The sequence below is a fragment of the Microbacterium sp. NPDC064978 genome (assembly GCF_044543605.1).
GTDB classification, from domain to species: Bacteria; Actinomycetota; Actinomycetes; order Actinomycetales; family Microbacteriaceae; genus Microbacterium; species Microbacterium meiriae.
This window is the reverse complement of sequence record NZ_JBITWF010000005.1, coordinates 159652-171817: the sequence shown is the minus strand read 5'-3', so window position 1 is coordinate 171817 and position 12166 is coordinate 159652. Positions and strand designations below refer to the sequence as shown.

Annotated in this window: 13 protein-coding genes; 8 read left to right on the top strand and 5 right to left on the bottom strand. The window is 69.1% G+C overall.

Annotation, left to right across the window (positions count from 1 at the left end):
• Window positions 1-16 precede the first annotated feature (16 nt).
• Entirely contained in the window at window positions 17-598 is a 582-nt protein-coding gene (locus ACIGJI_RS16335) for a hypothetical protein (RefSeq protein WP_363447332.1), read from the bottom strand.
• 185 nt (window positions 599-783) lie between these two features.
• Window positions 784-1314 (bottom strand): hypothetical protein, encoded by a 531-nt coding sequence (locus ACIGJI_RS16330; RefSeq protein ID WP_363447330.1) that lies wholly within the window; start codon window positions 1312-1314, stop codon window positions 784-786.
• Between the two features lie 235 nt (window positions 1315-1549).
• Here ACIGJI_RS16330 and rpsA point away from each other — a divergent pair, with 235 nt between their 5' ends.
• From rpsA to ACIGJI_RS16295, 7 genes are all read left to right on the top strand, one after another.
• Window positions 1550-3004 (top strand): 30S ribosomal protein S1, encoded by a 1455-nt coding sequence (gene rpsA, locus ACIGJI_RS16325; protein WP_363447327.1) that lies wholly within the window; start codon window positions 1550-1552, stop codon window positions 3002-3004.
• 143 nt (window positions 3005-3147) lie between these two features.
• Window positions 3148-3996: an ABC transporter ATP-binding protein gene (locus ACIGJI_RS16320; RefSeq protein WP_187661765.1), complete on the top strand. Its 849-nt coding sequence runs from the start codon at window positions 3148-3150 to the stop codon at window positions 3994-3996.
• Window positions 3993-5033 carry an aliphatic sulfonate ABC transporter substrate-binding protein gene (locus ACIGJI_RS16315; RefSeq protein ID WP_268777366.1) on the top strand — a complete coding sequence of 347 codons (1041 nt, stop codon included), beginning with the start codon at window positions 3993-3995 and terminating at the stop codon, window positions 5031-5033. The genes ACIGJI_RS16320 and ACIGJI_RS16315 overlap by 4 nt, the downstream gene beginning before the upstream one ends.
• Window positions 5030-5887: an ABC transporter permease gene (locus tag ACIGJI_RS16310; RefSeq protein WP_363447323.1), complete on the top strand. Its 858-nt coding sequence runs from the start codon at window positions 5030-5032 to the stop codon at window positions 5885-5887. Before ACIGJI_RS16315 ends, ACIGJI_RS16310 begins: the two co-directional genes overlap by 4 nt.
• A gap of 2 nt (window positions 5888-5889) precedes the next feature.
• Entirely contained in the window at window positions 5890-7884 is a 1995-nt protein-coding gene (gene acs, locus ACIGJI_RS16305) for an acetate--CoA ligase (RefSeq protein WP_366244582.1), read from the top strand.
• Window positions 7881-9185, top strand: coding sequence for an O-acetylhomoserine aminocarboxypropyltransferase/cysteine synthase family protein (locus ACIGJI_RS16300; protein WP_187661761.1), 1305 nt, complete (start codon window positions 7881-7883; stop codon window positions 9183-9185). Before acs ends, ACIGJI_RS16300 begins: the two co-directional genes overlap by 4 nt.
• Window positions 9182-9754 (top strand): CoA-binding protein, encoded by a 573-nt coding sequence (locus tag ACIGJI_RS16295; RefSeq protein WP_187661760.1) that lies wholly within the window; start codon window positions 9182-9184, stop codon window positions 9752-9754. Before ACIGJI_RS16300 ends, ACIGJI_RS16295 begins: the two co-directional genes overlap by 4 nt.
• Before the next feature lie 25 nt (window positions 9755-9779).
• Here ACIGJI_RS16295 and ACIGJI_RS16290 read toward each other — a convergent pair whose 3' ends face one another.
• From ACIGJI_RS16290 to ACIGJI_RS16280, 3 genes are read right to left on the bottom strand one after another with little or no spacing between them, the layout of a single operon-like run.
• On the bottom strand, window positions 9780-10313 hold the full coding sequence (locus tag ACIGJI_RS16290; protein ID WP_187661759.1) for a hypothetical protein: 534 nt from the start codon (window positions 10311-10313) through the stop codon (window positions 9780-9782).
• Window positions 10310-10825 (bottom strand): signal peptidase I, encoded by a 516-nt coding sequence (locus tag ACIGJI_RS16285; protein WP_187661758.1) that lies wholly within the window; start codon window positions 10823-10825, stop codon window positions 10310-10312. Before ACIGJI_RS16285 ends, ACIGJI_RS16290 begins: the two co-directional genes overlap by 4 nt.
• 35 nt (window positions 10826-10860) lie before the next feature.
• Complete coding sequence (locus tag ACIGJI_RS16280) at window positions 10861-11418, bottom strand: hypothetical protein (RefSeq protein WP_315637578.1); 558 nt, start codon at window positions 11416-11418, stop codon at window positions 10861-10863.
• Between the two features lie 126 nt (window positions 11419-11544).
• Between ACIGJI_RS16280 and coaE the strand changes: the two genes are divergently transcribed.
• A complete protein-coding gene (gene coaE / locus ACIGJI_RS16275; RefSeq protein ID WP_187661756.1) occupies window positions 11545-12144 on the top strand; it encodes a dephospho-CoA kinase in 600 nt (199 codons plus the stop codon).
• The last annotated feature ends 22 nt before the right edge of the window (window positions 12145-12166 follow it).

Sequence of the window (12166 nt, the reverse complement as noted above, 5' to 3'; positions counted from 1 at the left end):
GTGTCCCATCGGGCGCTCAGCAGCCGACCGCCGCGGGTCGTTCCTCGCACGTCCGCGCCACGAGCGCGGTGGTCGCCTCGTAGATGCGGATGTCCTGGGACGCTCCCTCTATCGACAGCTCACCGGGAACCGCGAACCAGCCGCCGCCGACGTCGACCTGCGCCGTGTACGCGACCGTCGTCCTCGTCGAATAGGTGCCCCGTCGCGTATAGGTATGGCTCGTCTCGGTCGGCGTGAACGGCGCCTGCCCGAGCGTCGACCAGGTGCGACCGCCGTCGGGCGTCACCGCCGTCGTGCCGTCGCCGTGGTCGAAGACGACGCGAACGGGCGTGAAACGCACCGTCACGGGCCGGTCGAGGAGTGTGCCGGTCGCCGTGTGTGCGGCGACGGTCGCCACGAAGTTGGTCGGCATCCCCACGACGCCCACGTTGCCCGGCTCGGCCGTCGTGGTCACGGGGGCGGGTGCGAACTGCGCGACATCCTCGATCGTGAGCGGCCTCCCGGACTCCTCCGTCACCCGCACCGCGTACATCCCGCACGACCGGCTCAGCACCGTGTCGGTCCGGCACGCCTCGTGCTCCTGCTCCGGTGCGGGCAAGGTCTGACGGTCCGTCGGGACTGAACTGGAGGGGCCGGGCTGTTCCTGCTGAGCCCGGATAGCAAGAGCGCCATTGCGGGATGCCGTCCAAGTACTGTCAAAGCCGGCCTGCGGGGGCGGGTCGTTGGAGAGTCCGCGAAACATCGGTATCACTATCAGAAGAGCTGAGATGACTGCAGCGCTCATCAGTCGCATTGGAACGTCTCCGATCCGACTACCGAAGAGATTGCTAGCCCTGTGTCTGTCGCAGCGGCGACGAAAACGACGTTCACGGGCTGGCGCGGTGGCCGGTCAGCTGGGACGGCTGATGTGCCGTCAGGTCGGACCAAGGCCACCTTGGAGACGTCCAGGCATAGATGAGCCATCACCTGGCCAGCTTTGTACTCCTGCAGTGTCATTCGGTCGAAAGCGGAGTCGCCTGAGCGGGTGATGCCTTCTGCCTGAAGCCGGCTGTAGTTCTCCCTGGCTGAGGTCGCCGCATCACCGGTTAGCCAGATGTAGACGTCTTCGAAAGTGGCCGGTTCTTGCAGGTCGGTCCTGTTGGTGGCGGCGGTGTATTCGGAGAAGGTGGCCTCGGCGGCGGCGAAGGCCTCTTCTTCGGACGAGAACGCGGGGGAGGGAGTCGGCGTGGGCTCCGGAGTGGGGGTACACCCGGAGAGCATCGAGACGCCGACTGCCAGCGTGGCGAGCAGGCGGAAAGCGGTGGGCGAGATCACCGGGCCACCGTATGCGGAATGCCGAGCTCGCTGCCGACGTTATCCACAGAACGGCTGCGAGGAATCGGCTCCTTCATAGGGCGGCAACTTCTGGTAGCCTGAACTGTCACTCGTGGCGTGTACACGCATGCCCAGGTGACGAACACACCACAATCCACCTGCTGCGAAGCACATCCCGACCGTGCGCGGTCATGCTCCGCAGCCCGAGTATCCATTCACAAGGACAACCCACTACATGACTACCGCAACGACCGCCCCGGCCACCAAGCAGGTCGCCATCAACGACATCGGATCTGCTGAGGACTTCCTGGCCGCGGTCGAGAAGACCCTGAAGTTCTTCAACGACGGCGACATCATCGAAGGCACGATCGTCAAGATCGACCGCGATGAGGTCCTGCTCGATGTCGGCTACAAGACCGAGGGTGTCATCCCCTCGCGCGAGCTCTCGATCAAGCACGACGTCGACCCCAACGAGGTCGTCAAGGTCGGCGACGAGGTCGAGGCCCTCGTCCTCCAGAAGGAGGACAAGGAAGGCCGCCTGATCCTCTCCAAGAAGCGTGCGCAGTACGAGCGCGCCTGGGGAGACGTCGAGAAGATCAAGGAGAACGACGGCGTCGTCACCGGTACGGTCATCGAGGTCGTCAAGGGTGGACTCATCGTCGACATCGGCCTCCGTGGCTTCCTCCCGGCCTCGCTCATCGAGCTGCGCCGCGTCCGCGACCTCACGCCGTACCTCGGCCAGGAGATCGAGGCGAAGATCCTCGAGCTCGACAAGAACCGCAACAACGTCGTCCTCAGCCGCCGTGCGCTCCTCGAGCAGACGCAGTCGGAGTCGCGCACCACGTTCCTGAACAACCTGCACAAGGGTCAGGTCCGCAAGGGTGTCGTGTCGTCGATCGTCAACTTCGGTGCGTTCGTCGACCTAGGCGGCGTGGACGGCCTCGTGCACGTCTCCGAGCTGTCCTGGAAGCACATCGAGCACGCCTCCGAGGTCGTCGAGGTGGGCCAGGAGGTCACCGTCGAGATCCTCGAGGTCGACCTCGACCGCGAGCGCGTCTCCCTGTCGCTGAAGGCGACGCAGGAGGACCCGTGGCAGGTCTTCGCCCGCACCCACGCGATCGGTCAGGTCACGCCGGGTAAGGTCACCAAGCTCGTTCCGTTCGGTGCGTTCGTCCGCGTCGCAGACGGCATCGAGGGCCTCGTCCACATCTCCGAGCTCTCCAGCAAGCACGTCGAGCTGGCGGAGCAGGTCGTGTCGGTCGGCGAAGAGGTCTTCGTCAAGGTCATCGACATCGACCTCGAGCGTCGCCGCATCTCGCTGTCGCTGAAGCAGGCCAACGAGTCGGTCGACCCCAACGGCACCGAGTTCGACCCGGCTCTGTACGGCATGCTCGCCGAGTACGACGAGAACGGCGAGTACAAGTACCCGGAGGGCTTCGACGCCGAGACCGGTCAGTGGAAGGAAGGCTTCGACGCCCAGCGCGAGGCATGGGAGCAGGAGTACGCTGCGGCCCAGGCTCGCTGGGAGGCGCACAAGGCTCAGGTCGCGAAGGCGGCCGAGGCCGAGGCTGCGGCCAGCGACGACTTCGGCGGCCAGTCCTTCTCGAGCGAGACGGCCGGCGCCGGCACGCTCGCCGACGACGAGGCTCTCGCGGCTCTGCGCGAGAAGCTCTCGGGCGGCAACTCCTAAGTAACACTCCGAGAAGGGTCGTCACCCCGCTTCACGGCGGGTGTGACGGCCCTTTTCGCATGCCCGGACCCCCGGAAACCGCTGCGTGACGCAACGTTACGGCCGCATTCGTAACAATCCAGAGCCTCCGACACGATGGGGACATGACCGCCCTCCTGCCCGCTGCGTCGCGCACTGCCGAGGCCCCGAAGGGGTCGGGTTCCGCGCAGCCCGTCCGCCTCGACGGCATCGCGCGCTCGTTCCCGCTCGCGCAGGGCCGGCGAGAGGTGCTCCGCGGCATCGACCTCGACATCGCCGCCGGGGAGATCGTCGCCGTCGTCGGCCCGTCGGGGTGTGGGAAGTCCACGTTGCTGCGCCTCATCGGCGGCCTCGACGCTCCCACCACGGGCACGATCCGGCTCGACGGTTCGGGCGTCGCCGACGTGGACGAGCGCACCGCTGTCGCGTTCCAGGAGCCGCGGCTGCTTCCATGGCGCACGCTCGCCCAGAATGTCGAACTGGGACTGCCGCGCGGCACCGGCCGGGTCGCCGGACGGACACGTGTGCGTGAGCTGCTGCAGCTCGTCGGACTGGAGCACGCCGCCGACCAGCGCCCTCGTGAAGTCTCCGGCGGCATGGCCCAGCGCGCCTCGCTCGCCCGCGCTCTCGCCCGCAACCCCGGGGTGCTGCTGCTGGACGAGCCGTTCGGCGCGCTCGACGCCCTCACCCGTCTGCGCATGCACGACCTGCTGCTCAAGATCCACGCCGCCGAGCCCACCACGGTGCTGCTCGTGACCCACGACGTGGAGGAGGCCCTCTACCTCGCCGACCGCGTGCTGCTGCTGCGCACCGTCGGCGCGGGAGACGACGAGTCGTCCGTCGCGCGGACGGTCGACGTCCCCGGCGTCCGCCCCCGAGACCGCGCCGACCGCGGCCTCGCCGACCTGCGCGCCGAGCTCCTCGAAGGGCTCGGCGTCGACACGCACCACCACACCCTCAAGGAGACCCGATGAGCACCATCACCCGCCGCATCATCCCTGCGATCGCCGTCGCCGGGACGATGATGCTCGTCGCCACCGGCTGCGTCGCCGGCGAGAACGCGACGGCCGACGCCGAGTCCACGCCCGCCGGGAGCGGCGAGTGGTCCGCCGACACGCTGTCCATCGACTTCGCGACCTACAACCCGCTCAGCCTCGTGATCCGCGACCAGGGCATCCTCGAGGACATCCTCGGCGACGACGTGACCGTCGAATGGGTGCAGTCCGCCGGGTCCAACAAGGCCAACGAGCTGCTGCGTTCCGGCTCGGTCGACGTGGGTTCGACGGCGGGCTCGGCCGCGCTGCTCGCTCGCGCCAACGGTTCCCCCATCCAGGTCATCGACATCTACTCCCAGCCCGAGTGGTCGGCCATCGTCGTCGGTCCCGACAGCGACATCACGTCGGTGGAGGACCTCAAGGGCGCGTCCGTCGCGGCCACCAAGGGCACCGACCCGTACTTCTTCCTCCTGCAGGCGCTGGAGGAGGGCGGGCTGTCGCTCGCGGACGTCGAGGTGCAGAACCTCCAGCACGCGGACGGGCGGGCCGCGCTCGACGGCGGGTCCGTCGACGCGTGGGCGGGTCTCGACCCCATCATGGCCGCTGCGGAGCAGGAGTCGGGCGACAAGCTCATCTACCGCAACGTCGACTTCAACACCTACGGTTTCCTCAACGCGACCGAGGACTTCATCGACAACCACCCGGATCTCGCACAGGCCGTCGTCGACGCCTACGAGGAGGCGCGCGTCTGGGCGCTCGAGCACCCGGAGGAGACGGCCGCCCTGCTCGCCGACGTCGCGGGCATCGACCTCGAGGTCGCGACAACGGTGATCCAGGAGCGGTCGAACCTCGACGTGAGCGGCGTCCCCGGTGACGACCAGCTCGCCGTTCTCGAGAAGATCGCGCCGGTGCTCGTCGAGTCCGGCGATGTGCAGGGCGGTCAGGCATCGGTCGACAAGGCGCTCTCCAGCATCATCAACGACACCTTCGCGACGAAGGCGGGCGCAAGCGAGTGACCGGTTTCGAGGAGCGGGTGGTCGTCCCGGCGGAATCGCGGGACGCGCTCGAGTTCGCGAAGGGTGCTCCCCGCGGGAGGCCCGGGGGAGCACGGCGTGGCCTGCCGCCTGTCGTGCGGATCCTCGGGGGCTTCCTGCTCCCCGCCGTGATCCTCATCGCCTGGCAGGTGGTCACGACGGCCGGGCTCATCGAGCCGTACCGACTCCCGACGCCCGGATCGGTCTTCCAGGCCGGAGTGGAACTCGCCGAGACCGGACAGCTCTGGACCCACATCGCCATCTCCGTCCAGCGGGTGCTGCTCGGATTCGCGATCGGCTCGGTCATCGGGCTCGCCGCGGCCGGCATCGTCGGACTCTCGCGGTGGGGTGACGTTCTGCTCAGTCCCACCCTCGCCGCCGTTCGCGCCGTCCCGTCGCTCGCCTGGGTGCCGCTGCTGATCCTGTGGATGCAGATCGGCGAGGAGTCCAAGGTGACCCTCATCGCGATCGGCGCGTTCTTCCCGGTCTACACGACGGTCGCCTCGGCACTGCGTCACGTGGACCCGCAGCTCGTCGAGGCGGGACGCTCGTTCAGCCTGCACGGCTGGTCGCTGTTCCGCACGGTCCAGCTCCCGGCCGTCGTGCCCTCCGTCGTCGCGGGGCTGCGTCTCGCGCTCGCGCAGGCATGGCTGTTCCTCGTGGCCGCCGAGCTCATCGCTTCGTCCATGGGGCTCGGGTTCCTGTTGACGGACTCGCAGAGCACCGGGCGTGTCGACCGTATCCTGCTCTCCATCGTGCTGCTGGCGCTGCTCGGCACGATCACCAACGGCGTGCTCGCACTGCTGGAGAAGTACCTGTTGCGGCGATGGACGTGACGATGACCGAGGCTCGGCTGCTGGAGGAACGGGTCTATCCTCCGTCGCCCGCGTTCCCCGATGCCAACGTGACCGCAGAAGCCTATGCTCGCGCGGCCGCTGATCCTGTGGCCTTCTGGGAAGATGCGGCCCGCCGGCTGGACTGGGTCGAGCCGTGGGGCCGCGTGCACGAGTGGGAACCGCCGGTCGACGGTGCGGTCCCCGCGGCGCGATGGTTCCTCGGCGGGCAGCTGAACGTCGCGGTGAACTGCGTCGACCGGCACGTGGACGCCGGACGCGGAGACAAGGTCGCCCTCCACTTCGAGGGGGAGCCGGGCGACCGGATCTCGGTGACCTACGCCGACCTGCAGCGTCGTGTGGCCCAGGCGGCGCACGCGCTCGAAGACCTCGGCATCCGACCGGGCGATCGCGTCGTGATCTACCTCCCCGTGCTCGTGGAGACCGTCGTCATCACGCTCGCGTGCGCGCGGATCGGAGCCGTCCACTCGCTCGTCTTCGGAGGGTTCTCCGCGGAGGCCGTGCGGTTCCGGCTCGAGGACACCGGGGCGAAGCTGCTCGTGACCAGCGACGGCCAGTTCCGGCGGGGGACGGCGACCGAGGTCAAGTCCGCCGCCGATGCCGCCGCTGCGGGACTGCCGGACCTCGAACACGTCCTCGTGCTCCGTCGTACCGGACAGGCCGTCCCGTGGACCGACGGTCGGGACGTGTGGTGGCACGACGTCGTCGACACAGCACCCACCGCGCATCAGGCTGAGGCTTTCGACGCCGAGCACCCGCTGTTCATCATCTACACCTCCGGCACGACAGGGAAGCCGAAGGGGCTTGTGCACACCTCCGGCGGCTACCTGACGCACGCGAGTTGGGCGCACTGGGCGCACTTCGACGCCAAACCGGATGACGTTCACTGGTGCACGGCCGACCTCGCCTGGGTCACCGCGCACACGTACGAGATCTACGGACCGCTGTCGAACGGGCTCACCCAGGTCATCTACGAGGGCACGCCGGACACTCCGCGTCGCGAGCGGCACCTGGAGATCATCGAGCGCTACGGCGTGACGGTCTACTACACGGCGCCGACGCTCATCCGGACGTTCATGACCTGGTTCGGCGACGAACTGCCGGGCGGACACGACCTGTCGAGCTTGCGGCTGCTCGGCACAGTGGGCGAGGCGATCAACCCGGAGGCCTGGGTGTGGTTCCGCCGGAACTTCGGGCGGAATGAGCTCCCCGTCATCGACACATGGTGGCAGTCGGAGACCGGTGCCGCGATGATCGCCCCCTTGCCCGGCATCACGCCCCTGAAGCCCGGCTCCGCGTCGGTCCCGCTTCCGGGCATCGACGTCGCCGTGGTCGACGAGAACGGTGACGAGGTGGCGCCGGGCCGATCCGGGACCCTGGTCGTCCGGCGCCCGTGGCCGGGGATGGCGCGGACCGTCTGGGGAAACCCGGAGCGCTACCGCGACGCGTACTGGTCCGCGTACGCCGGAGTAGGGGCGCACGGCGGCTACTACGTTGCGGGAGACGGAGCGACCCGCGACGCCGATGGCTTCATCTGGATCCTGGGGCGGCTCGACGACGTCGTGAACGTCTCCGGTCATCGCCTCTCGACGATCGAGATCGAGTCGGCGCTCGTGGCGCACGAGACGGTCGGCGAAGCCGGGTCCGCCGGTGTGGCGGACCCGGTCACCGGGCAGGCGGTCGTGGCGTTCGTCACCCCGTCCGGCCGGGCGGAGATCGACGCGCACGCGCTGCGCGCTGAGGTCGCCCGCTCGATCGGTCCGGTCGCGAAGCCGAAGCACGTCGTCGTCGTGCCCGATCTGCCCAAGACGCGCTCGGGGAAGATCATGCGCCGCCTCCTCGCGCAGCTCTGGGACGCGGAACAGGATCGGCGGGCGGGACGGACCCCGCAGGCGCTCGGCGACACGACGTCACTGCAGAACCCCTGGGCCGTCGACGACATCGCCGGCGCTCTCGCCGCAGAATCGAGGACATCATGACCGACGACCATCGCTTCGGGTTCCGCACCCGCGCCCTTCACGCCGGGGGCACCCCGGACGCCGCCACCGGGGCGAGGGCGGTGCCGATCTATCAGACGACGTCGTTCGTCTTCGACGATGCGGCCGACGCCGGAAACCTCTTCGCGCTGCAGAAGTACGGCAACATCTACTCGCGTATCGGCAACCCCACGGTCGCCGCCCTGGAGGAGCGCCTGGCTTCGCTGGAGGGCGGAATCGGTGCGGTCGCGACCGCCTCCGGCATGAGCGCGGAGTTCATCACGTTCGCCGCCCTCGTGGGCGCGGGCGATCACGTCGTCGCCGCCGCGCAGCTTTACGGGGGCACGGTCACGCAGCTCGACGTGACACTGCGTCGCTTCGGCGTGGAGACGACCTTCGTCCGCTCCTCCGACCCGGCGGACTTCGCCGCGGCCGTCCGTCCCGAGACCAAGGTCGTCTACGTCGAGATGATCGGAAACCCCTCGGGCGAGATCGCCGACATCGAGGGTCTCGCCGCTGTCGCCCACGAGGCAGGCGTGCCGCTCGTCGTGGACGCCACCCTGGCCACCCCGTACCTCGCGCGTCCGCTGGAGCACGGGGCGGACATCGTCATCCACTCGGTCACGAAGTTCCTCGGCGGTCACGGGACGACCCTCGGCGGAGTGGTCATCGAGAAGGGCACCTTCGACTGGGGCAACGGCAAGTTCCCCCAGATGACCGAACCGGTGGCCTCCTACGGCGGCATCTCCTGGTGGGGCAACTTCGGGGAGTACGGGTTCCTCACCAAGCTGCGCTCCGAGCAGCTGCGCGACATCGGCCCGGCGCTGAGCCCGCAGTCGGCGTTCACGCTCCTGCAGGGCGTGGAGACGCTGCCCCAGCGCATCGACGCTCACCTCGCCAACGCCCGGGTCGTCGCCGAGTGGCTGGCGGCAGACCCCCGCGTGTCCTACGTCACCTGGGCAGGGCTCGAAGGCCATCCGCATCATGAGCGTGCCGCCCGGTACCTGCCGCTGGGACCGGGATCCGTGTTCGCGTTCGGGGTCGCTGCCGAGGACGGCCGCGCTGCGGGGGAGGCGTTCATCGAGAACCTGCAGCTCGCGTCCCATCTCGCCAACATCGGCGATGCCCGCACCCTGGTCATCCACCCGGCCTCCACGACGCATCGCCAGCTCACCGAGGAACAGCTCGTCGCCGCCGGCGTGCGCCCCGACCTGATCCGCATCTCCGTCGGCCTGGAGGACGCGGAGGACATCATCTGGGACCTCGATCAGGCCCTCACCCTCGCGACGGGAGCCCACCGATGAGCACGACCTCCGCCGGCGACGCCTGCACCCTTCCTGCGACCACGGACGCGGCCAGCTGCGCGCTTCCCGTCACCGTCGAACCGGGCCGCACGTGGACCGGACCCTCGCAGCCGCAGCGGTTCGGGCTGCTGCGCCGGGCACGATCCATCGCGATCGTCGGTGCCTCCGGGAATCCGTCACGGGCCTCGTACTTCGTGGCGACCTACCTGCTGTCCAGCACGGACTACGACGTCTATCTCGTGAACCCGAGGGAGACCGAGATCCTCGGCCAGCCGGTCTACCCGTCGTTGAGCGCCCTGCCCGTGCGGCCTGACATCGTGGACGTGTTCCGTCGTCACGACGACCTCCCGGGGGTCGCGCAGGAGGCCATCGACAGCGGGGCGAAGACCCTGTGGCTCCAGCTCGGCTCCTGGAACGAGGAGGCCGCTGCGCTCGCCGAGGCGGCCGGCCTCTCGGTCGTCATGGACCGCTGCATCAAGATCGAGCACGCCCGCTTCCACGGCGGACTGCACCTCGCCGGCTTCGACACCGGCGTGATCAGCTCCCGACGGCAGCTGCTCGCGCGCTGAGGGAGCTGCGCCCCGCCCAGGAGGCTCAGGTGCAGATCGTGTCCGCCGTGGTGCGGTGCAGCGTCACGGGAACCTGAAGGTCGGTGAGGTGCCAGTCGAGGCTGCGTCCGGTGAGCCGGGGCAACGAGGAGCACGTCCACGCGGGGTCCGGCGTGACGTGACTGCCCGGGAGCACCCCCGCAGCGTTCCACGAGGTCCACGTCCGGGGAAGGCCCGTCGCCTTCTTCAGATCCACGTCGACGTCGACGTGGTGCGACCCGCCCGGGGCGTTCGTGCTGATGTAGAAGTGGCCGGAGGTGTCGCTGATCTCCTCGTAGCGGATCGCCGTGATCGCGCAGGTGGTGGGGGCGGCCGTGGGGCTGCTGTACGCCTTGCACGTGTTCCCCGTGAACGGGGACAACCAGGCGGATGCCGCCGTCACCGTTCCCTTGACGACCGCGCGGTCCGTCCACGCCGCGCTGGTGGTGGGAACGCTCGCCTGTGCGAGCGACACGAAGACGACCACCACCGCGAAGGCGAAGCCGGCCAGCGGGACCACCAGTCGTCGCGCCGGGGTCACGTCGTCAGGGGCTTCCGCGCCGGGTGCTCCACGGGGCTCATCATGCTGAGACCGAGCAGCCCCAGGAGCCCGAGGAGCAACGGGAGGGCGACAGCGGGCGTCGTCATCCGCATGATCGCGGTTCCCCACCCGGGAAGCTGCACCGCCGGCTTCCACACGTCGCCGCTCACCGGATAGTCGAGAGCGTCGGAGAACTCGTTGGCGTCGCCCTTCATGGTGATGGTGCGCGCGCCATCGGCGGCTTCGATGGCGGTGATGCGATGGGTGACCAGGGAGTCGGTCAGCGCGCTCGGCAGGCTGACGACGTCACCCACCTCCAGAGAGTCGGCGGGGACCTTCGTGGCGATGAGGAGATCGCCCGTCATGATCTCGGGCTCCATCGAGCCCGAGATCACGACGAGCGGCTGGAGGACTCCGATGGCCGTGGCGCCCCAGACGACGCCGCAGCCCACCCCCATGACGGCCAGCGTCCAGAGAACGGGCAGGGCGAGCCGGCGGAGGAGCTGCACCACGATTCGTCCTTCGTCTCGGCTGCGGCGGTGGGTGGTCAGTTGGTCGCGGTCGCGGAGACCGTGACGAGGATCGTGCCGGTCTTGCCCTGGTTGCTGGTCGCCCAGTCCGCCGGAGTGGTGACGACGAGCTCGAACTCATCGGCGGCGGTGGACCCCGAGGAGGTCAGCGACGCCGCGAGTCCGGTGATCGTGGCGGTCGGCTTGACCGTGAAGTCGGTCGCCGTGGTGCCGGGGGCGTACTCGACGGTGGAGGTGAGCGCGGCGTTGACGGAACTGACGTTCTTCACCCAGAGCTTGATGGTGCGGGTCTCGCCGGGAAGCAGGTTCGCCAGCTTCTCGGCGGGGACGACGAGCTCGATGCTGTTCTTGGCCGCCGACTCCTTCCAGGTGGTTCCGTCGACGGAACCCTGGAGGTTGAAGGTGGCTCCCGCGGCGGGGGCGCTGAAGAAGGTGTTGTCCGTCCACGCGGCGCTGGTGAGCGCCGCGCCGATGCCGCCGGTCGCGAGCACGGCCAGCGCGAACGCCATGATCGGGCGTCGCCGGGAGCGTCGCTCGGTGCGGTCAGGGCGTGTGGAGGCATCCGTGTTCGTCATGGTTTCGACGTTACGCAGCACACCTCAGGGGACTGTCAAGTCTTCCTCAAGAGGGGCCGAAGCTTTCCCGATTGTTCCGTTTCCGCGTCGTGCGGCCCCGGGCCCGGAGCGTGGCAGGATGGTCGGATGCCGCTCATCGCTCTCACCGGAGGCATCGCGTCGGGGAAGTCCACCATCGCGAACCGGCTCACCGAGCTCGGCGCGGTCGTCGTCGACGCGGATCAGATCGTGCGCGAGGTCCAAGCTCCGGGATCCGAGGTGCTCCGCACGATCGCGCGGACGTTCGGAGACACCGTCATCGCCGAGGACGGATCCCTCGACCGGGCTGCCCTCGGGTCGACCGTGTTCGCCGACCCGGACCGGCTCGCTCAGTTGAACGCCATCGTGCACCCTGCGGTGCGGGCAGAGTCCCAGCGCCGTTTCGACGCGGCGTTCGCCGCCGACCCGGAGGCTGTCGTCGTGTACGACGTTCCGCTCCTGGTGGAGGCTCGTGTCGATGACCCCTGGGATGAGATCGTCGTCGCGCATGCGCCGGAGGACGTCCGTCTCGAGAGGCTCGTCGGCCTGCGCGGAATGACTCCCGAGGCCGCGCGCGACCGGATCGCCGCCCAGGTCTCCGACGAACGGCGGCTCGCGATCGCCGACGTCGTGATCGACACCTCGGGGTCGATCGAGCACACCCTGGTTCAGACGGACGCGCTCTGGGACCGGCTCCGCGCGCGCTGAAGGACAGCCGCCCACCGGAGGC

Excerpts from the sequence above, each read along its gene's own strand:
- rpsA (WP_363447327.1), top strand. The coding sequence starts at position 1,550 with ATGACTACCGCAACGACCGCCCCGGCCACCAAGCAGGTCGCCATCAAC.
- ACIGJI_RS16320 (WP_187661765.1), top strand. The coding sequence starts at position 3,148 with ATGACCGCCCTCCTGCCCGCTGCGTCGCGCACTGCCGAGGCCCCGAAG.
- ACIGJI_RS16315 (WP_268777366.1), top strand. The coding sequence starts at position 3,993 with ATGAGCACCATCACCCGCCGCATCATCCCTGCGATCGCCGTCGCCGGG.
- acs (WP_366244582.1), top strand. The coding sequence starts at position 5,890 with ATGACCGAGGCTCGGCTGCTGGAGGAACGGGTCTATCCTCCGTCGCCC.
- ACIGJI_RS16300 (WP_187661761.1), top strand. The coding sequence starts at position 7,881 with ATGACCGACGACCATCGCTTCGGGTTCCGCACCCGCGCCCTTCACGCC.
- ACIGJI_RS16295 (WP_187661760.1), top strand. The coding sequence starts at position 9,182 with ATGAGCACGACCTCCGCCGGCGACGCCTGCACCCTTCCTGCGACCACG.
- ACIGJI_RS16280 (WP_315637578.1), bottom strand. The coding sequence starts at position 11,418 with ATGACGAACACGGATGCCTCCACACGCCCTGACCGCACCGAGCGACGC.
- coaE (WP_187661756.1), top strand. The coding sequence starts at position 11,545 with ATGCCGCTCATCGCTCTCACCGGAGGCATCGCGTCGGGGAAGTCCACC.